Raw genomic sequence first — 19,920 nt, 5'->3', positions numbered from 1 at the left:
ACTTCGCCGAGGTGGCGGCATCCAGCCCACTCCGATCCCGCCACGTCCCCGAGCCGGTGTCGATCAAGGAAGGGGAACGTCGCGGGGAGAGAGATCAGACCAGGTCGAGGGAGCGGGCGGCGGCCAGCGCGTCGTTGGCGATGGTCACCGGCGCCGGCGCGGTGGAGATCGCCCACTCCGGATCCTTCAGGCCGTGCCCGGTGACCGTGCAGACCACCCGCGACCCGGCCGGCACCCGGCCGGCCTCGGCCTGCTGGAGCAGACCGGCGACGCTGGCGGCGCTGCCCAGCTCGACGAAGACGCCCACCTCGCGGGCCAGCAGCCGGTACGCCGACAGGATCTCCCGGTCGGTGACCGCCGAGATCAGGCCGTCCGAGGCGTCCCGCGCGTCGATGGCCTTCGTCCAGCTCGCCGGGTTGCCGATCCGGATGGCGGTGGCGATCGTGGACGGCTCCGGCACCACCTGACCGGTGACGATCGGGGCCGCGCCGGCCGCCTGGAAGCCGTACATCCGGGGGGCCTTCGTGGCGTTGCCGTCGCGCAGGTCCTCGGAGTAACCCATCCAGTACGCGGTGATGTTGCCGGCGTTGCCGACCGGCAGGCAGTGGATGTCGGGCGCGTCGCCGAGCGCCTCGACGATCTCGAAGGCGGCGGTCTTCTGGCCGTGCAGCCGGTCGATGTTGACGGAGTTGACCAGCGCGACCGGGTAGTCCTGGGCGAGCTTGCCGGCGAGCCCGAGGCAGTCGTCGAAGTTGCCCTGCACCTGGAGCAGCTTCGCGCCGTGCACGAGCGCCTGGGCCAGCTTGCCCAGCGCGATCTTGCCCTGCGGCACCAGCACCGCGCAGGTGATTCCGGCCCGGGCCGCGTACGCGGCGGCGGAGGCGCTGGTGTTGCCGGTGGAGGCGCAGATGATCGCCTTGTCACCGGCCTCGACGGCCTTGGAGACCGCGACGGTCATGCCGCGGTCCTTGAACGAGCCGGTCGGGTTGGCGCCCTCGACCTTGAGCCACACGTCCGCGCCGACCCGGGCGGAGAGCACCGGCGCCGGCAGCAGCGGCGTGTTGCCCTCGTGCAGGGTGACGACGGGAGTCGCCCCGGTGACCGGCAGCCGATCCCGGTACGCCTCGATCAGTCCCCGCCACATGTCGTGCTCCTCGCCTCTGTCGCCCCGCTCCGGGGCCTGCCAACAGCGTGGACCAGCCTGCCCGCCCGGCCACCGGCACACCCTGCTCTAACCATCAGGCGGGACGCGTGGGTTACGCGCCGCCCTCCACCCGAAGCACACTCGTCACCGACCTGACGATGTCGAGTCCGCGCAGCTCACGCACGGTGGCCGCGAGCGCGGCGTCGGGCGCGACGTGGGTGACGATGACGAGTTCCGCGTCACCGCCGGCCGGGCCCTGACGGACGGTGGCGATGGACACCTCGTGCCGGGCGAAGACGCCCGCCACCCCGGCCAGCACGCCCGGCCGGTCGGCCACGTCGAGGCTGATGTGGTAGCGGGTGAGCGCCTCGCCCATCGGCCGTACCGGCAGGTCCGCGTACGCCGACTCGCTCGCCGCGTGCACCCCGGCGAGGCGGTTGCGGGCCACCGCCACCACGTCGCCGAGCACCGCGCTGGCGGTGGGCGCGCCACCGGCACCCCGGCCGTAGAACATGAGTTGCCCGGCGGCGTCGGCCTCGACGAAGACCGCGTTGAACGCGTCGCCGACGCTCGCGAGCGGATGCGTCAGCGGGATCATCGCCGGGTGCACCCGCACGTTGACGGTCTCCCGGCCCTGCGCGTCGACGCCCCGGGCCGCGATGCAGAGCAGCTTGATCGTGCAGCCCATCGCCTTGGCGCTGGCCACGTCGGCGGCGGTCACCTCGGTGATGCCCTCGCGGTGCACGTCGGCGGCGGTCACCCGGGTGTGGAACGCCAGCGAGGCGAGGATGGCGGCCTTCGCGGCGGCGTCGAAGCCCTCCACGTCGGCCGTCGGGTCGGCCTCGGCGTACCCCAGCTCGGTGGCCTCCTCCAGCGCCTCGGCGAACCCGGCGCCGGTGGAGTCCATGGCGGAGAGGATGAAGTTCGTGGTGCCGTTGACGATGCCGGTGACCCGGGTGATCCGGTCGCCGTGCAGCGACTCGCGCAGCGGGCGCAGCAGCGGGATGGCCCCGGCGACGCTGGCCTCGTAGTAGAGGTCGGCGCCCCCCTCGGCGGCGGCGTCGTGCAGCGCGGCGCCGTCCTCGGCGAGCAGCGCCTTGTTGGCGGTGACCACGCTCTTGCCCGCGCGCAGCGCCTCGACCAGCCAGCCGCGGGCCGGCTCGATGCCGCCGACCACCTCGACCACCACGTCCACGTCGTCGCGCTTGATCAGCCCGAGCGCGTCGGTGGTGAACAGCGCCGGGTCGACAGGCAGGTCGCCGCGGTCACGGCCGATCCGGCGTACGGCGATCCCGGCGATCTCCAGCGGGGCGCCGATCCGGGCGGCGAGGTCTTCCGACTGCTCGTGCAGCAGCCGGACCACGTCGCTGCCGACAGTGCCGCAGCCGAGCAGCGCCAAGCGAACCGGTGAGGTCATCCCACATCCAATGCCAGCAGGTCGTCTTCGGTCTCCCGGCGGACGATCAGCCGCGCCCGACCTTCGCGGACGGCGACGACCGGGGGCCGCGGGACATGGTTGTAGTTGCTCGCCATGCTCCGGCAGTAGGCCCCGGTGCCGGGCACCGCGACAAGATCTCCGGGCTGCACGTCAGCGGGCAGGAATTCATCCTTCACCACGATGTCCCCGGACTCACAATGCTTTCCCACCACGCGGGCGAGCATCGGCTGTGCGGCCGACGTGCGGTTCGCCAGCGTGGCCGAGTACGAGGCGTCGTAGAGCGCGGTACGGATGTTGTCGCTCATCCCCCCGTCCACGCTCACGTACGTCCGCAGGCCGTCCACGTCTTTCACGGTCCCGGCCTGATAGAGCGTGAACACCGCCGGGCCGACGATCGCGCGGCCCGGCTCGACCGACAGGTGCGGCACGGCCAGGTTCTCCGCCGCGCACTCCCCGTCCACGATCTTGCGCAGCCGCTTCGCCAGGTCGTGCGGCGACGCCGGGTCGTCCTGCGTGGTGTACGCGATGCCGAAACCGCCGCCCAGGTCCAGCTCGGGCAGCTCCACGCCCCGGGCGTCGCGGATCTGCGACTGGAGGGCGAGCACCCGGCGGGCGGACACCTCGAAGCCGCTGGCGTCGAAGATCTGCGAGCCGATGTGCGAGTGCAGGCCGCGCAGCTCCAGCACGTCCTCGTCGAGGATCTTGAACGCGGCCGCCGCGGCGGCCCCGCCCGCGAGCGAGAAGCCGAACTTCTGGTCCTCATGCGCGGTGGCGATGAACTCGTGGGTGTGCGCCTCCACGCCGACGGTGACCCGGACCAGCACCTTCGGGCGTACCCCGCGCTCGCGGGCCAGCTCGGTCAGCCGGTCGATCTCGGTGAACGAGTCGACGATGATCCGGCCCACGCCGGCGTCGACCGCCCGGGTCAGCTCCGCCACCGACTTGTTGTTGCCGTGGAAGCCGATCCGCTCCGGAGGCATCCCGGCCGACAGCGCGGTGGCCAGCTCGCCGCCGGTGCAGACGTCGAGGAACATGCCCTCCTCGGCGATCATCCGGACCACGGCGCGGCACAGGAACGCCTTGCCGGCGTAGTAGACGTCCGCGTCCGGGAAGGCCGCGCGGAACTCGCGGCACCGCTCGCGCAGATCGTCCTCGTCCAGCACGTACGCCGGGGTGCCGTACTCGGCGGCCAGGTCGCGGACGTCCAGGCCCGCGACGGTGAGCGCGCCGCCGGGGCCGCGCGCCACGTTGCGCGGCCACAGTTGCGGCACCAGGGCGTTGACGTCCACCGGGGTACGCAGCCACGCCGGCCCCCGATTGCCGATCTCACCGTGCAGTGCGCCTGCCTCGTGAGCGCGCATGTCTACATCCGCTCCGGCGCGGACACCCCGAGCAGGTGCAGGCCGTTGGCGATGACCACCCGGGTGGCGTCGTTGAGCCAGAGCCGCGCCCGGTGGGTGTCGGTGATCTCCTCGTCGCCCTGCGGGGCGATCCGGCAGTTGTCGTAGAACCGGTGGTACGCCTGCGCGACGCTCTCCTCCAGGTAGCGGGCCACCCGGTGCGGCTCGCGCAGCTCGGCGGCGGTCGCCACCACGGCGGGGAACTCGGCGAGCGCCTTGAGCAGCTCGTTCTCCTTGTCGTGGCCGAGCAGCTCCGGCTGGAACGCGGCGGCGTCGCCACGGGTCAGCCCGATCTCGGCCGCGTTGCGGGCCGCACCGGCGGTACGCGCCGCGACGTACTGCACGTAGTAGACCGGGTTGTCGTTCTTGGCCCGGGTCCACAGCTCCACGTCGATGTCGATGGGCGAGTCGGCCGAGTAGCGGGCCAGCGCGTACCGGGCCGCGTCCACGCCGATCGCGTCGACCAGATCCTCCAGCGTGACCACGGTGCCGGCCCGCTTGCTCATCCGCACCGGGGCGCCGTCGCGGACCAGGTTGACCAACTGGCCGATAAGGATCTCCAGGTTGCGCGCCGGGTCGTCGCCGAAGCACGCGGACATCGCCTTCATCCGGCCGATGTAGCCGTGGTGGTCGGCGCCCAGCATGATCACGACCCGGTCGAAGCCGCGCTCCCGCTTGTTCAGGTAGTAGGCGCAGTCGGCGGCGAAGTACGTCCACTCGCCGTTGGACTTGCGCAGCACCCGGTCCTTGTCGTCGCCGAACTCGGTGGTGCGCAGCCAGGTCGCGCCCTCGGACTCGAAGACGTGCCCCTGCTCCCGCAGCCGGTCCAGCGCCGCGTCCAGCGCGCCCCCGTCGTGCAGGTCCTTCTCGTTGAAGTAGGTGTCGAACTCCACCCCGAAGTCGCGCAGCGACGACTTGATCTCGGCGAACATGAGCTGGACGCCCTCGTTCCGGAACACCTCCTGGGCGGCGTCCTCGCTGAGGTCGAGCACGTCCGGCCGCAGCCGGACCACCTCGGCGGCGATCTCCGCGATGTACGCGCCGCCGTAGCCGTCCTCCGGCGCGGGCTCGCCCTTCGCGGCGGCCAGCAGCGACCGGGCGAACCGGTCGATCTGGGAGCCGGCGTCGTTGAAGTAGTACTCCGTGCCCACGTCGGCGCCGGTGGCGCGGAGCAGGCGGCTGAGCGCGTCGCCGACGGCCGCCCAGCGGACCCCGCCGATGTGCACCGGGCCGGTCGGGTTCGCCGAGACGAACTCCAGGTTGATCCGCTGACCGGCGAGGGTGTCGCTGCGTCCGTACGCCGGACCGGCCTCGACGATGACCTTGGCGAGCTGGCCGGCGGCGGCCGCGTCCAGGCGGATGTTCAGGAAGCCGGGACCGGCGATCTCCACCGACTTGATCCCCGGCGCCTTGGCCAGTTCGTCGGCCAGCGCTGTCGCCAGATCCCGCGGCGGTACGCCCACCTTCTTGCTGAGCTGGAGCGCCAGCGTCGAGGCGTAGTCACCGTGATCGGGATTACGGGGTCGCTCGACGGTGGTCTGCGCGGGCAGCGCGGCGCGGTCCAGTCCCCGCTCGTCGAAGACGGCGTGGGCTGCGGCGAGGACGACCTCGGCGAGTTCTGCGGGAGTCACCGAACCATGTTATCGGGGGTAGACTCGGGCACCGCGGAGGCGACCCAGCATGTGAACCGGCCCCGCGCTCCCCTGACCGACCGACCTGACGAGGCACGATGAGCATCAGCACCCCGGGCGGCCCGGAGCGCCGTCCCACCGTGGTCAGCACCGGCAAGAAGCCGGCCGCCGGCCGGCCCGCGGCTGCCGACAAGCCCGCCGTGAAGGCCGGCTCGGGCAAGGCCGGGGGCGGCAAGGGCACGCCACGGCAGGGCGCCGGGGGCAAGGGCCGCAAGCCGGTCGCCCCGGTGAAGGTGAGCCAGGGCCGTTCGTGGGGCCCGATCGCCCTCTTCGTCGCGGTCGGCGTCCTGGCCGTGGGCATCATCGGCGTCGGTGCCTGGGCGGTCTACCAGGGCGGCCAGCCGTGGCAGAAGCGGGCCGAGGCGATCGACGGCATCGTCGACTACCGCGCCAAGGACAAGGACCTGGTCAAGGGCGGCAACCACCAGCCCGGCGCGATCAAGTACGACATCCTCCCGCCGGTCGGCGGCCCGCACAACCAGGCGTGGCAGAACTGCATGGGTGACGTCTACGACGCCCCGATCGCCAACGAGCACGCGGTGCACAGCCTGGAACACGGCACCGTCTGGATCACCTACCGCCCGGACCTGCCCGCCGACCAGGTGGAGAAGCTCCGCAGCAAGGTGCAGGGCAAGGAGAAGACGATGCTCAGCCCGTTCGAGGGGCTGGACAAGCCGATCTCGCTCCAGGCCTGGGGCTACCAGCTCAAGGTCGACAACGCCGACGACGGCCGGATCGACGACTTCATCAAGACCCTGCGGGTGAACGCCTCCATCGAGGGCCCGAACGCGCTCTGCGACCAGGGCGTCACCGCCACCGGCACCACCCCGCGGGACAACCTGCAGAACACCATGCCCCAGCAGCCCACCCAGTGAGGACGCCGCGATGACCGCTCCGGTGACCACCGACAGCGAACTGGACGAGGCTCCGGCCGCCGACCAGGGCGGCCGGGGCGCGGTGCGCCGTTACGGCCTGCTGGCGGTGGTCGCCGCCCTCGTGGCCGGGCTGGTCCTCGGGTACGCGGGCGGTCTGCTCACGCCGACGCTCACCCGTCCCGGTGAGAACTCGGCGGAGGCCGGGTTCGCCCGGGACATGACCGCCCACCACAACCAGGCCGTGGCGATGGGTCTGCTGGCGTTCAGCCAGGGCCAGGACCCGGAGGTACGCCAGGTCGGCGTGGACATCGCCACCGGCCAGCAGGGCGAGATCGGCACCATGCAGACCTGGCTGCGGTCCTGGAAGCTGGACCCGACCGGCGAGCAGGCGCCGATGGCGTGGATGAAGGACGGCGGCGGGTTGGTCAAGAACGGCCTGATGCCGGGCATGGCGACGCCGGAGGAGATGGCGAAGCTGCGCGGCGCGAGCGGCCGCGAGTTCGACGTGCTGTTCCTCCAGATGATGATCCGCCACCACATCGGCGGGGTGCACATGATCGACGGCATCCTCGACGAGGGGCACGACGACGACGTGCTGGCGGTCGCCCAGATCATGAAGAACACCCAGCAGAACGACCTGACGAACCTGAACGCCGCCCTGAAGCGCCTGGGCGGCACCCCGTAACACCCGCCGCCCCGCACGATCTCGAGGCCCGGTCCCCTTCCCAGGGGCACCGGGCCTCCCCCGTCCCCACACCCGGCCCCGGCCCCGGGCCCCGGCCCCGGCCCCGGCCCCGGCCCCGGCCCCGGCGATCTTGCACTAACTGCCCCAGCGCTGCCGGATTCGCCCCGTTATAGGAGGGCCGCGAGTGCAAGATCGCGGAAGCAGGAGGCAAGGGCGGCCCGGGGTCGGCCCGACAGGGCATCCTCGCCGCCTCACGCGTGCGCGCTTCCGGTTCCGTGCTTGATCGACACCAGCTCGGGGAGGTGGTCGGGTCGGGGTGGGTGCGATGCAGCCACTTCGGCGAAGTGGAGTCGATCAACAACGGGTGAGGTGCTCGGGCGGGCGGGGCGGTCGAGTGGGGCGGCGCGCCCACGCGAGGGTTGGCTGATGCAGGGTAAGATGTCCCGGTTTGGGTGTTTGTAACGGTTTGGGGTTAACGGGTCATTGTGGAGGTTGGAGAGTTTTCTACCCACATATCGTGACCAGTTGCGATTCGGGCTCGTTGCCCAAGACGTGGGGGTTGCACTCAGAGACGCAGGGCGGTCGGTGACCAGCTGGTGCCGACGCCACACCATCGGCGGTGACGGAGCGGTGGCAGCCGTCCGTCGCGGACTGCGGCAGGGCGAGCCGGGAACGCTCAGCCGCGAACAGGAACTCGAACTCATCGACGTGCTCCGGGGAGTCCACCCCGACGAGTTCGGCCTCGACGAGGAGCTCTGGACACGGCAGAGCCTGACCACCCTCATCGAGCGCCGGTTCGGGCTGGCGATGGACGCCGGCACTGTCGGGGCGTACCTCCGGGCCTGGGGTCTGGGGCCGCGCGAGCCGCGCGAGCGGGCCTGCGGCCTGTGCGTCGGCGCGGTCGAGCGCTGGGTACGCAGCGAGTACCCGGCGATCACGCGGGCGGCCCAGGAGCACGCCGCGGAGGTCTACTGGATCGGCCGGGTACGCCTGCGCGGCACCATGCCCGCCGCCGATGTGGTGTCGGCGGTCTCCTCGCGGGGACGGGTGCGGTTCATGGTGACCACGCCGTCGGTGGACCCGCCGCTGCCCCGGGACTTCGTGCTGCGGCTCAGCGGCGCCGAGGAACGCACCGTGCACCTGATCGTGGACGGCTCGTGGCCGCGCAACGAGTGGCCCCGCCGGCTGCCCCGACGGGTCGTGCTGCACCCGCTGCCGAGCTGCGGTCGCGCCGTCGCCGCGGCCTGATCCGACGAAGATCGACTCGCGGGGGTACCGATTCGGTGATCCGGGAGGGGGTTTGCTACTCTTCTCGGGTCGCTGAGCCCCCGTAGCTCAGGGGATAGAGCACCGCCCTCCGGAGGCGGGAGCGCAGGTTCGAATCCTGCCGGGGGCACCTCACAGAAGACCTCACGAGCCCGACAGCCGCCCTGGCTGCCGGGCTCGTCCCGTTCCCGGACGCGTCCGCTCCCTTGACCGCTCGTCCGCTGCTTTACTACGTTACTAGTTAAGCAGTGAGGAGCACCGTGTTCGTCTTCCGGCTCGACACCCACTCCGGCGTGCCGCCGTACCTGCAACTCGTCCAGCAGGTCCGCCAGGCGGTGCTGCTGGGCTTCCTGCAACCCGGCGACCGCCTCCCGCTCATCCGCGAGGTGGTCGAGGACCTGGCGATCAACCCGAACACCGTCGCCAAGGCGTACCGGCAGATGGAGCAGGAGAACCTGGTCACCGGCCGGCCCGGCCAGGGCACGTTCGTCACCGAACAGCAGTCGGCCGCGATGTCGGCGTCGACGTACACGTCGCTGCGCCGTGGCCTGGAGACCTGGTTGCGCCGCGCCTACGCGGCCGGCCTCGACGAACAGGCGGTCGACGCACTGTTCGCCTCCGTCCGCCGGCAGACGAGGAACGAGGACGTGGCGTGACGGATACCGGGTTCGCGCTGCGCACCGACGCTGTGGGCAAGCGGTACCGGAAGGGCTGGGCGCTGCGCGACTGCACCCTGGCCCTGCCGGCGGGCGGCGTGATCGCCCTGGTCGGGCCGAACGGCGCGGGCAAGACGACGCTGCTGCGCCTGGTCGTCGGGCTGCTGGCACCGAGCACCGGCACGGTGGAGGTCCTCGGCCGGGACGTCACGGCGAGCACCCCGCAGACGCTGTCCCGGATCGGGTTCCTGGCCCAGGACCACCCGCTGTACAAGCGCTTCACCGTCGCCGAGATGCTCCGCTTCGGCCGGTCCTGCAACAGGCGGTTCGACCAGGAGCTGGCCGAGCGCCGGCTGGCGAAGCTGGGCATCCCGCTCGACCGCAGGACCGGCACGCTCTCCGGCGGGCAGCAGGCCCAGGTCGCGTTGGCCCTGGCCCTGGCGAAGCGGCCGGACCTGCTCGTCCTCGACGAGCCGGTGGCCAGCCTCGACCCGCTGGCCCGGCACGAGTTCCTGCAGGTCCTCATGGGGGCGGTGGCCGAGGGCGGGGTGACAGTCCTGTTCTCCTCCCACGTCGTGCACGAACTGGAACGCGTCTGCGACCACCTGGTCGTCCTCAACCAGGGCCGGGTCACGCTCACCGGCGACATCGACACCCTCCTCGCCGAGCACCGGCTGCTCGTCGGCCCGCGTACGGCCAACGACCTCGACCGGGCCGGCGCCGTCGTGGAGGCCGTCCACAGCGACAGGCACACGACCCTGCTGGTACGCGACGGCGGGCTCCCGGCCACGCCCGGATGGCAGGCCCAGCCGATCGCGCTCGAGGATCTGGTGCTGGCGTACCTGCGCCGGCCGTCCGAGCCGGGCGCCGCGGTCACGCCGGGGGTGCCGGCATGACCTGGTTGATCTGGCGTCAGCACCGGACCGAGGTCTGCGTCCTGGGTCTGCTCGTCGGCCTGTTCGGCGTCGCACTGCTCGTGCTCGGGACGCAGGCCCACGACCTGTTCCCCGGCGGTCCCGCCCGGTGCGCGGGCCAGGCCGGCGTCGACGCGGCCTGCACGGCCTCCTTCCGCCGGCTCGACGAGGAGTACGGGTACGTCGAGAACCTCCTGGCGGCCTTCTACCTGGTCCCCGTGGTCATCGGCGCGTTCCTCGGCGCGCCGCTGCTCGCCCGCGAGCTGGAGGACGGCACCTGGCAGCTCGCCTGGACGCAGGCCGTGCCGCGGATGCGCTGGCTGGCGGCCAAGCTCGCGGCACTGGGCGGCGTCACAGTCGCGCTCACCGGGATGTTCACCGCGGTGCTCACCTGGTTCCGTCAGCCGTTCGACGCGTGGGAGGGACGGTTCCAGTACGACGCCTTCGACCTGGAGGGACTCGTCCCGGTGGCGTACGCGCTGTTCGCGTTCGGCGTCGCCATCGCCGCGGGGGCGATCCTGCGGCGCAGCCTGCCCGCGTTCGGCGTCGCGTTCGGAGCGTTCCTCGCCGCCCGGATGACTGTGGCGCTGCTGGCCCGTCCCGCGTACGCCACACCGCTCACCGCCACGGCGCCGGTCCCCGCCGGCGGTTCGACGGACCGGGCGGGGCAGCAGCCGGGCGTCGCCGACTGGGTGATCGAACGCGGCTACGCGGACGCCACCGGGCGCCCGTTGAGCAGCGTCGAGTACGCCGAGCTGACGGACGCCGCCGACCGGGCCGGCACCAACCTCAACCAGTTCCTGCACGCGCGCGGCGTCCAGCAGTTCGGCGTCTACCACCCGGCGGACCGGTTCTGGACGTTCCAGCTCATCGAGGCGGCGGTGTTCGTCGCCGTCGCGGCGATCCTGATCGGTGTGGTGGTCCGGCGGGTCCGACGCCGGATGATCTAGCCACCGGGCGGGCGAACCGCTTTCACCTTTGTCCCCCGATTCGCGGATGGGCAGGGCGTGACCTGGCTAACCTCGCGGTGAACGGGTCGAACCCCAGCACCTGCGAAGGTGAGCCAGTTGCCCGAGACGCCGTTGCCCAACCGCCCCAAGATGCACACCGGCGTACCCTCGTCGCTCACCACCGCGCAGCGGTGGATCCTGCGCGGCGTCGCCGTCGCGGACGCCCCCTGCGGCCTGTGGTTCCTCGAAGCGGTGGCCGAACGCACCGGCAGCACGCCGGACGAGCCGATCGACGCGACGGTGGAGGAGCTGATCGCGCGCGGGTTCCTCGTCGACACCGCGGCCGGGCTGCGGCTGGCCTCGATCGCGCTGCGCGACGACGTCCTGCGGGACACGCCGGCCTCGGTGCGCCAGGCGCTGCGCGAGACGGCCGCCGAGGTGCTCGCCGACGCCGGGCGCCCCGCCCAGGCCGCCCGGCAGCTCCTGCGGGTCCTGCCGGCGGTGAGCCGGTCCGCCCGGGCGCTCGCCACGCGGCTGGCGGCCGACCCGGCGGTCGGACCCAGCCTCGCCGCGGACCTGCTGCTGGCCGCCCCGGCACCCGGCCCGGCCGACGAGCGCATGACCTGGCTGGTCGACGTCGCCGACAACCTCTACCTGGCCGGCCGGGTGGACGAGACGCTGCGCATGCTGCATCGGGAGGTCGCCACCGACAGGTACGGGCCACGGCAGCGGGCGATGCTGTTCGGACGGCTCGGGGCCTACTACGCGACGCAGCGTCCCTCGCTGTCCCTGACGTACCTCGGGCGGGCGCTCAACCAGGAGCTGGACGCCGCCGGGCGGAGCTGGACGCTCACCATGCTGGCGTCGCAGGCGGCCCGGTTCGGGCATCCCGACGCCGCCGAGCTGGTGGCGGCGGCGGAGCGGGCGCACGAGCGCAGCCCCTCCCCCGGCGGCGGTATCCGGCTGGCCCTGGCGAACGCGTCCCGGGCCACCGCCACCGGCGACCCGCCCCGCGCCGCACGGATCCTGCGGGAGGTGGACGCGGGCGAGCCGGCCGCCCGTACGCAGGCGATCTTCCTGCGCGTCGACCGGGTGGCGAACCAGATCGCGCTCGGCCGGTACGTCGACGCGGCGACCGCGCTGGACGGCGTCGCCGCCGAGATCGACACGCTGGGTGCGGTGGCGCAGCCGCTGGTGACCGCGCTGGACTGCGTCCTGCGGCTGACGACCGGCGAACTGGCCGAGGCCGAGGCCCGGGCCCGGCTCGCGCTGACCGGACGCGGTGGCACCCTGCCGGCGCAGGCACGGGTGGATCTGCTCGCCACGGTCGTGGAGGTGCTGCTGCGCCGGGGCGAGGTGACCGCGGCCCGGGAGCTGCTGGCGGACGAGCGCCCCGTCGTGGGCTGGCCCGACGACACGCAGTGGTTCCGGCTGGGCTGCGCCGCCGCCGGCGACCCGGAGCCGGGCCGGCACGCCGCGCTCCTGGAGGGCGCGTTCGCCATGCCGGACCGCTCGATGGCTCCCCTGCTGCTGGTGCCGCACCACGGCCCGCGACTGGTCCGCGCGGCGCTGACGCTGGGTGACCGGCACCGCGCCGAGGCCCTCGCCGACCACCTGAAGCGGGCCGCCGGGTTGGCGAACAACGCGCTCTGGCGCGGGGTGGCGCACCAGGCCGACGGGCTGCTGACCGGCGATCCGGCGGCGCTGCGCGCGGCGGTACGGCTGCTCCGGACCACGTCCGCCCGGCCGGCCCTGGCAGACGCGCTGCACGACCTGGCGCGGTCGCCCGGCCTGCCGACGGCGGAAACGTTCGACCTGCTGGCCGAGGCCGACGCGATGTACACGCGGATGGGCGCCGGCGGTACACGGGAACACGACAGCCCGGCGGGCGACGACGGCTGCCGCCCGGCCGTGGCCGCGCTGACCCCCGCCGAGGTACGGGTGGCCGAGCTGCTCGCGGTCGGCATGACGAAGCAGGAGGCGGCCCGGGACCTGTTCGTCTCGTTCCACACCGTCGACACCCACCTGCGGTCGATCTACGCGAAGCTCGGCGTCCACAACCGGGTGGAGCTGGCGCTGGTCTGGGAGTCGCGGGACCACGGCTGAGCGCGGACGCCACGACCTGTGGCGCCCGCGCCGCACCGCGTGGTCAGTGCCGTTGCAGCGGGCTCTTCGTCTTCGGAAGCGCCTCGATCAGCTCGCGTGGCACGTTGATCGTGTCGGCGACGACCTCCGGCGGGATGTTCGCCAGCCACTGCGCGAGTGACACGTCCTCGAACTTCGCGGTCCGGAACAACTCCAGGTAGACGAAGGGCTTGTCGCCGATGTTCTCGATGTAGTGGCCCATCGAGATCGGCACGTAGCCGACGTCGCCGGTCGCCATGTTGAAGGTGCGGGCCGTGGCGTGGTTGGCGAAGACACCCATCCGCCCCTTGCCCGAGATCACGTACTGCATCTCCGCGCCGTTGGGGTGCCAGTGCAGTTCCCGCATCGCGCCGGGTTCGATCTCCACCAGCGCGGCGGTGGTGGTGACCGCCGCGGCGAAGTTGCTCGAGTCGGCGATCCGTACACTGCCGCCCTCGAACCTCTCCGGTGTCTGGGCGAGCAGGCTGTGCTTGAACGTGCGGGGCACGTCGCCGGTGGGGCTGAAGACCCGGTCCTCGGCCAGCGGTGGCGGAACCTGCCCCGGGAAGATGTACCGCTCGGACTCCGCCGGGAAGTTCGCCATCTGCTGCATGGTCCAGCCGAAGTTCTTGGCGATGACCTCCTTGGGCACGTGCGCGAAGAAATCCGTGAGCTGGAACGTCCCGTCCTCGGAGTAGCACCCGTCGTCGAAGACGAGCAGGAACTCGACACCCTCCTCGAACGCCTGGATGTGGTGCGGAATACCGGCCGGGAAATACCAGAGGTCGCCAGCCTTGACGTCCTCCAGGAAGTTGCGTCCCTCCTGGTCCACCGCGGCGATCCGGCAACTGCCGGACAGGATGAAGGCCCACTCGGACTGGATGTGCCAGTGCAGTTCCCGATAGGCGCCGGGGTCGAGCTTCATGTTCACGATCGCCAGGTCGTGGGCGATCGGCAGCAGGCGGTTCGTGACCTCCCGGGTCCAGCCGCCGCTCTCCCGGCGGGTGTGCGCCAGCGAGAACGGGAACACCAGGTTCGGCATGAGGCCGTGGTCGGTCGACGGCGGGTTCACCAAGTCCGGGTGGGTGTCGTCGATCGCCGGGTTGCGCGGGACCGTACCGACCATCGCGGTGCCCGTCGGCGGTTTCTTGCCGACCGGATCAGTGGATCTGGGCATGACGGATGTCCTTCCGGGTGAGGGCCGCCGGCTCGGCGGCCCGGAACGGGACGAACAACGCCCGCAGGTGTTCCGGGCCCTGGAAGGCCACCGCGAGCGGAATCGCGACACAGAGGAACAGCGACGCCGCGATGCTCCAGACCGGAGCATTCGTGGCGACTCCGGCGACGGCCAGCGCCGCGATCGAGTAGAACGTGACGCGGATTCTGGCGACGGGGAGCACGAACATGCGCTCGGCCTCCTTCGGCTTCGAGTCTCGCCGTCGAGACGCAATTTCGATGCTGCCGAATCGGATCCCCCAGGTGAATAACGCGATCGCGCTATTCATCGGAAAGGACGAGAGACAATTTTCCCGGCACTTCTGCGCATCGCGCGCCATACCCGTTTCACGGGTGCAACCAGGGGTAGGGAGGGCGATGTCCAACAACGCGGAGGATCGTTGGCGGGTGGGGGAACACGACTTCCACATACCGTTTCTGGCACTTGCGCTCGCCACCGGCCTCGCCGGCGTGGTCGACGCCTTCTCGTTCCTCAAGTACAAGGTGTTCGTGGGTATTCAGACCGGCAACGTGGCGTTCGTCGGAATGGGTGCCGCCGATCACTTTCCGCCCTGGCCGGCCGCGGTGGCGTCACTTGTCGCGTTCGGCCTCGGCGGCCTGCTCGGCGCCGGGATCCGCCGCGTGCGCCCGGCCGGCCCGCTCACCCCGCCGGGCATGGAACTGCTCACCATGCTGGCGCTGCTCGTGCTCTGGGGGCTGGTGGACCGGTCCCTCGACTCGGGACGCGACTCGCTGACCGAGCGCACGATCCTGACCGCGCTGCTGGCGTTCCCGGTCGGCATCCTCGGCGGGCTCGTCGTCCGCACGTTCGGCGTGCAGACCGCCACGTCGTACCAGACCGGCACCGTGCTGCGCACCACGAAGGGCATCGCCGACTGGGTGTTCGAGCCGGAGGGCCGCAGCGCGGCCGGGCGGCTCGCCGCGACCGGCCTGCTCTGCCTGGTCAGCTACGCGATCGGCGGGTTCGTCGGCGCGGCCACCGAGACCCGCCCGATCTGGACGATGATCGTCACCTGGGCGCTGGCCGTGGTGCTCATCGCGTTCACCTGGGGTAAGCGGCCACCGGCGACGGCGACCCGGCGACGCTGACGCGCAGCGGCGTCACCCGGCCTCGCGGCGGGCCTTCGCACGGCGCTTGCCCTCATGCATCGCCTGCACCCGGGCCACCGGGATGGTCCGCCCCTGCTCGACCAGGTCCGCCGGCAGGCGCTGCGGCGCGGGCAGCGCCTCCGCCCAGGGATCCCGGTCCCCCAGCAGCGCGGGCACGGTCCGCACGGTGAAGTCGGCCGGGCTCGCCGACTCCAGGTCGGTCCAGCCCACCGGGTACGACACCGGGGCGCCCGGCCGGATCCGAGGGCTGTAGGCGGCCACCACCGTCGCGCCGTACGCCCGGGTGGAGTCGACGAAGACGCGGCCGCCGCGGTCGGCGACGATGAACGCGGTGGTCGCGGCCGCCGGGTCGAGCCGTTCGGTACGGGCGGCGAGCGCCCGGGTCGCGGCGGCGGCCTCCTCCGCCGTGGTGGCCGGGTCCACCGGCACGATCACGTGCAGCCCCTTGGCGCCGCTCGTCTTCACCGCACCTGCGAGCCCGGCGTCGGCGAGCGCCTGCCGCACCAGCAGCGCGACCCGCACCACGGCGCCGAACGCGTCACCCTCCGGCGGGTCCAGGTCGAGCACCAGGTGGGACGGGTGCTCGGGCGCACCGGCGCGGGCCAGCGTCGGGTGGTACTCCACCGCACGCTGGTTGGCGAACCAGAGCAGCGTCCGCCGGTCGTCGCAGAGCGCGTACGAGATCCGCCGGTGCGACGCCTCCGCCCACACCTCGGTGCGGCGCACCCAGTCGGGCGTGTACTTCGGCAGGTTCTTCTGCATGAACGGCTCCTGGCCGGGCCGCACCCGCAGCACCGACAGCGGCCGGTCCCGCAGTTCCGGCAGGATCCGGTCAGCCATCGCGTCGAGGTAGTCGACCAGGTCGCGTTTGGTCGCCCCGGCGCCGTCGAACAGCGGCTGGTCGAGGTTGGTCAGCGACACTCCGGCCCGGGTCTCGTCGGCGCCCATCGGACCACCTTCCCGGGCCGGGCCCGGCTCGGCAACCCCGACACGGTGCCCGGCGCGCCGTACCGGCCGGCACCTGCGACGATCGGGGGCGTGGGTGAGGCGGAGGCGGACCGGTGCGGACCGGACGCGGCGGGGCAGGCCAGCGCCTGCACCGTGCGGGAGGCGCTGGACCGGGTCGGCGGCAAGTGGGCCATCGGCATCCTGATCGCCGCCTCGGCCGGCCCGGTCCGCTTCACCGAGCTGGAGCGCCGGGTGGAGGGGATCAGCCGGCGGATGCTCACGCTGACGCTGCGCAACCTGGAGCGGGACGGGCTGCTGGACCGGCACGTGCATCCCACGGTGCCGCCGAAGGTCGAGTACACGGCCACGCCGATGGCCCGGGAGCTGTACGAGTCGCTGGTGGCGCTGACGAACTGGGCGGAGCGGCACCGCGAGGCGATCAGCGCGGCCCGGGCCGAGTACGACCGGCGGCACGGCGGCCCACCGGCCTGACTCAGCCCTCCACCCGCCCGGCCCAGTTGCTCCGCGCCGAGCTGGACTGGGTACGCGGACTCGTCGCCGACCTGCGCTCCGGCGCGCTCACCTGGTCCGGGGAATGGCTTGCCGACTGGACCGGGACATCGGCCTGACCTGCGGAAACAGGCGGTTGTGGCGAACGCCACGCGGCGGATCTGACCGATCGGTCAGCACCTGACCGATCGGTCAGGCATGCTGGAGGACATGGCGCGACCCACCACCGCCACCCACGACGAGCTGCTGGCCGCCGCCGCTCGCCGCTTCGCCGTCACCGGGTACAGGGGCACCTCGCTGCAGGACATCGCCCGCGACGTCGGCTGCTCCAAGGCCACGGTGCTCTACCACTTCGCCAGCAAGGACGCCCTGCTCTGCGAGCTGATGGCCCCGGCCATCACGATGCTGGAGGAGCTGGACGTCCGGATCGCCGCACACACCGGCGCCGAGGCCCAACGCGTCGCGGCGGACGGCTTCGTCGACCTGGCGGTCCGCTTCCGCCGGGAGATCGCGTTGCTGCGGGGAGAGTTCCCCGACCTGCTCCAGCAGCCCGCGTTCGCCCACATCCAGCAGATCTCCGAACAACTCATCGCCGCCTTCTCCGGCTTCTCCGACCGTCCGGAGGCACGCGTCGCGGCGCTCGTCGTGCTCGCCGGCATCGCCGAGACCTGCGGCGAGTTCCTGGACATCCCCGACGAACAGCTGCGACCCGCGCTGCTCGCCGTGGCGTACCGCGCGCTCGAAGTCACCACCTGAACCGAACCTGCGAGGACAAGGAAGGTCCATGGCGACCCTGCTGTACCGGCTCGGCCGGGCATCCCTGCGCCGGCGGCGACTCGTCGCCGTCGTCTGGCTCGTCGTACTCGTCGGCCTCGGCCTGGCCGCGGCCACGCTGAAGGGCCCGACGGCGAGCAACTTCACCATGCCGGGCACCGAGTCGCAGAAGGCGATCGACCTGCTCGCCGACCGCTTCCCGGCGGCCAGCGGCGCGACCGGCACCATCGCGATCAAGGCGCCGCAGGACGGCGCGCTGACCTCACCCGCCGGACAGGCGGTGGTCAAGCAGGTCACCGAGGAGGCGGCCACGCTGCCCGGCGTCGTCGGCGCGGTCGACCCGTACCAGGCGCAGGCGCTCACCCCGGACGGCCGGTACGCGCTGATCCAGGTGCAGTTCGCCGGCGGCGCGGACGAGGTCACCGACGAGCAGCGCGACGCGTACGAGAAGGTCGGCGCGCAGGCCGAGGCGCAGGGCTGGCAGATCGCCCCCGGCGGCGAGGTACTGAACGGTGAGCCGGAGGTCGGCTCGACCGAGGCGATCGGCGTGCTGGTCGCGGCGATCGTCCTGGTGATCACGTTCGGCTCGCTCGTGGCGGCCGGGATGACCATGCTGAACGCGCTCATCGGCGTCGGCGTCGGCATGGCCGGTCTGTTCGCGCTCAGCGGCGCGGTCGAACTGACCAGCACCGCGCCGATCCTGGCGCTGATGCTCGGCCTCGCGGTCGGCATCGACTACTCGCTGTTCATCACCTCCCGGCACCGGCAGAACCTGCTCGACGGGCTCTCCCCGGAGGAGGCGGTCGGCCGCGCTGTCGGCACCGCCGGCTCGGCAGTCGTCTTCGCCGGCGCGACGGTCGTGGTGGCGCTCGCCGGCCTGGCCGTGGTGGGCATCCCGTTCCTCACCGTGATGGGCCTGGCCGCCGCCGGCACCGTGACGGTGGCCGTGCTGGTGGCGATCACGCTGGCCCCGGCGCTGCTCGGCTTCGCCGGCCACAAGGTGCTGCCGCGCAAGCTGCGTGACCGCAAGGCGGTCGAGGATCCGACCACCGGCTCGGAGGACCGCTCCGGCTTCGGCTTCCGCTGGGCGCGGTGGGTGACCAAGCTGCGCGTCCCGGTGATCCTGGTCGGCCTGCTCGGCCTCGGCCTGCTCGCGATCCCGGCCCAGGACATGCGCCTGGCGCTGCCGGACGCGTCCGCCGCCGCCGAGGGCACCCCGGCCCGGGTCAGCAGCGACCTGATCCGTGAGGGCTTCGGCCCCGGCTTCACCGGCCGGCTCGCGGTCGTGGTGACCGCCGACTCGCCGCAGGACACGCAGGCCGCCATCCCGCAGGTGACCGCGCTGGTCCAGAAGACCGACGGGGTACTGGCCGTGGCCCCGCCGCAGGTCGACCCGTCGGGGCGTACCGCGTTGATCGGGGTGATCCCGAAGACCGGCCCGACCGACGAGGCCACCGAGACGGTCGTGCACGACATCCGCAAGCAGGTCTCCGGCATCCAGAACGCCGACGTGCTGCTCACCGGCGTCACCGCAGTCGGCATCGACGTGTCGGAGAAGCTCTCCGACGCGCTGCCGGTCTACCTGCTGCTGGTGGTGGGCCTGTCGATCCTGCTGCTGATGCTGGTGTTCCGGTCGATCCTGGTGCCGGTCAAGGCCGCGCTGGGCTTCCTGCTCACCGTGGCGGCCACGTTCGGCATCACCGTCGCGGTGTTCCAGCAGGGCCACCTGGCCGACCTGGTCGGCCTGGACACCCCGGCCCCGCTGGTCAGCTTCCTGCCGATCCTGCTCATCGGCATCCTGTTCGGCCTGGCCATGGACTACGAGGTCTTCCTGGTCTCCCGGATGCGTGAGGACTTCGTGCACGGCGACACCGCCCAGCAGGCCACCATCAACGGCATGGGCCACGGCGCCCGGGTGGTCACCGCCGCCGCGCTCATCATGATCTCGGTGTTCGGCGGCTTCGTCTTCCTGGAGGATCCGATCATCAAGTCGATGGGCTTCGCGCTCGCGATCGGTGTCGCCATCGACGCGTTCGTGGTCCGGATGACGATCGTGCCGGCGGTGATGTCGTTGCTGAACAACGCCGCCTGGTGGCTGCCGCGCTGGCTGAACAAGATCCTGCCCAACGTGGACGTCGAGGGTGAGGGCCTGCGCGCCCACCTCGCCGAGAAGCAGCACGCGAACGTGTGATCGGTGCG

General features: G+C 72.2%; 18 protein-coding genes and 1 tRNA gene. 12 read left to right on the top strand and 7 right to left on the bottom strand.

Annotated features, from left to right (window positions below; genetic code table 11):
- Positions 1–94 precede the first annotated feature (94 nt).
- The 4 genes from thrC to argS form a co-directional block, all read right to left on the bottom strand.
- Complete coding sequence (gene thrC, locus ACPCK6_RS12220; RefSeq protein WP_135241817.1) at positions 95–1,144, bottom strand: threonine synthase; 1,050 nt, start codon at positions 1,142–1,144, stop codon at positions 95–97.
- Positions 1,145–1,256: 112 nt separating this feature from the next.
- On the bottom strand, positions 1,257–2,561 hold the full coding sequence (locus tag ACPCK6_RS12215) for a homoserine dehydrogenase (RefSeq protein WP_357209797.1): 1,305 nt from the start codon (positions 2,559–2,561) through the stop codon (positions 1,257–1,259).
- Positions 2,558–3,943, bottom strand: a complete 1,386-nt coding sequence (gene lysA, locus ACPCK6_RS12210; RefSeq protein WP_396881210.1) for a diaminopimelate decarboxylase — start codon at positions 3,941–3,943, stop codon at positions 2,558–2,560. Before lysA ends, ACPCK6_RS12215 begins: the two co-directional genes overlap by 4 nt.
- A 2-nt stretch (positions 3,944–3,945) precedes the next feature.
- Positions 3,946–5,613: an arginine--tRNA ligase gene (gene argS, locus ACPCK6_RS12205; RefSeq protein WP_318335501.1), complete on the bottom strand. Its 1,668-nt coding sequence runs from the start codon at positions 5,611–5,613 to the stop codon at positions 3,946–3,948.
- Between the two features lie 98 nt (positions 5,614–5,711).
- On the opposite strand from argS, the gene ACPCK6_RS12200 reads away from it, so the two are divergent.
- The 8 genes from ACPCK6_RS12200 (at position 5,712) to ACPCK6_RS12165 (ending at position 13,125) form a co-directional block, all read left to right on the top strand.
- A complete protein-coding gene (locus tag ACPCK6_RS12200) occupies positions 5,712–6,548 on the top strand; it encodes a thioredoxin-like domain-containing protein (RefSeq protein WP_423481156.1) in 837 nt (278 codons plus the stop codon).
- A gap of 10 nt (positions 6,549–6,558) precedes the next feature.
- A complete protein-coding gene (locus tag ACPCK6_RS12195; protein WP_396881208.1) occupies positions 6,559–7,233 on the top strand; it encodes a DUF305 domain-containing protein in 675 nt (224 codons plus the stop codon).
- Positions 7,234–7,785: 552 nt separating this feature from the next.
- Complete coding sequence (locus ACPCK6_RS12190) at positions 7,786–8,481, top strand: winged helix-turn-helix domain-containing protein (RefSeq protein WP_135241822.1); 696 nt, start codon at positions 7,786–7,788, stop codon at positions 8,479–8,481.
- A gap of 76 nt (positions 8,482–8,557) precedes the next feature.
- Positions 8,558–8,629 (top strand) — tRNA-Arg (locus ACPCK6_RS12185).
- A gap of 130 nt (positions 8,630–8,759) precedes the next feature.
- Entirely contained in the window at positions 8,760–9,155 is a 396-nt protein-coding gene (locus tag ACPCK6_RS12180; RefSeq protein ID WP_423481164.1) for a GntR family transcriptional regulator, read from the top strand.
- Positions 9,152–10,051 carry an ABC transporter ATP-binding protein gene (locus tag ACPCK6_RS12175; protein WP_423481155.1) on the top strand — a complete coding sequence of 300 codons (900 nt, stop codon included), beginning with the start codon at positions 9,152–9,154 and terminating at the stop codon, positions 10,049–10,051. Before ACPCK6_RS12180 ends, ACPCK6_RS12175 begins: the two co-directional genes overlap by 4 nt.
- A complete protein-coding gene (locus ACPCK6_RS12170) occupies positions 10,048–11,019 on the top strand; it encodes an ABC-2 membrane transporter-related protein (protein ID WP_423481154.1) in 972 nt (323 codons plus the stop codon). The genes ACPCK6_RS12175 and ACPCK6_RS12170 overlap by 4 nt, the downstream gene beginning before the upstream one ends.
- Before the next feature lie 108 nt (positions 11,020–11,127).
- Positions 11,128–13,125: a LuxR C-terminal-related transcriptional regulator gene (locus tag ACPCK6_RS12165; RefSeq protein ID WP_423481153.1), complete on the top strand. Its 1,998-nt coding sequence runs from the start codon at positions 11,128–11,130 to the stop codon at positions 13,123–13,125.
- Positions 13,126–13,168: 43 nt separating this feature from the next.
- Here ACPCK6_RS12165 and ACPCK6_RS12160 read toward each other — a convergent pair whose 3' ends face one another.
- Positions 13,169–14,320 (bottom strand): cupin domain-containing protein, encoded by a 1,152-nt coding sequence (locus ACPCK6_RS12160; protein ID WP_396881204.1) that lies wholly within the window; start codon positions 14,318–14,320, stop codon positions 13,169–13,171.
- Positions 14,304–14,648 (bottom strand): hypothetical protein, encoded by a 345-nt coding sequence (locus ACPCK6_RS12155; RefSeq protein WP_423481152.1) that lies wholly within the window; start codon positions 14,646–14,648, stop codon positions 14,304–14,306. Before ACPCK6_RS12155 ends, ACPCK6_RS12160 begins: the two co-directional genes overlap by 17 nt.
- Before the next feature lie 88 nt (positions 14,649–14,736).
- Here ACPCK6_RS12155 and ACPCK6_RS12150 point away from each other — a divergent pair, with 88 nt between their 5' ends.
- A complete protein-coding gene (locus ACPCK6_RS12150; RefSeq protein ID WP_396881202.1) occupies positions 14,737–15,468 on the top strand; it encodes a DUF1275 family protein in 732 nt (243 codons plus the stop codon).
- Between the two features lie 12 nt (positions 15,469–15,480).
- On the opposite strand, the gene ligD is transcribed toward ACPCK6_RS12150, so the two are convergent.
- The gene (ligD, locus tag ACPCK6_RS12145; RefSeq protein ID WP_423481151.1) at positions 15,481–16,437 is read right to left on the bottom strand and encodes a non-homologous end-joining DNA ligase; all 957 of its coding nucleotides are present in this window, start codon (positions 16,435–16,437) and stop codon (positions 15,481–15,483) included.
- Between the two features lie 90 nt (positions 16,438–16,527).
- Between ligD and ACPCK6_RS12140 the strand changes: the two genes are divergently transcribed.
- The 3 genes from ACPCK6_RS12140 (at position 16,528) to ACPCK6_RS12130 (ending at position 19,912) form a co-directional block, all read left to right on the top strand.
- A complete protein-coding gene (locus ACPCK6_RS12140; protein ID WP_396881200.1) occupies positions 16,528–16,929 on the top strand; it encodes a winged helix-turn-helix transcriptional regulator in 402 nt (133 codons plus the stop codon).
- 228 nt (positions 16,930–17,157) lie between these two features.
- Complete coding sequence (locus ACPCK6_RS12135) at positions 17,158–17,703, top strand: TetR/AcrR family transcriptional regulator (protein ID WP_423481150.1); 546 nt, start codon at positions 17,158–17,160, stop codon at positions 17,701–17,703.
- A 28-nt stretch (positions 17,704–17,731) separates the two neighbouring features.
- The gene (locus ACPCK6_RS12130) at positions 17,732–19,912 is read left to right on the top strand and encodes an MMPL family transporter (protein WP_318335512.1); all 2,181 of its coding nucleotides are present in this window, start codon (positions 17,732–17,734) and stop codon (positions 19,910–19,912) included.
- Positions 19,913–19,920: the final 8 nt, after the last annotated feature.

This window comes from Micromonospora sp. AB353 (assembly GCF_049538395.1).
In the GTDB taxonomy this organism is placed as follows: domain Bacteria; phylum Actinomycetota; class Actinomycetes; order Mycobacteriales; family Micromonosporaceae; genus Micromonospora; species Micromonospora aurantiaca.
This window is presented reverse-complemented; position numbering and strand designations above follow the sequence as displayed.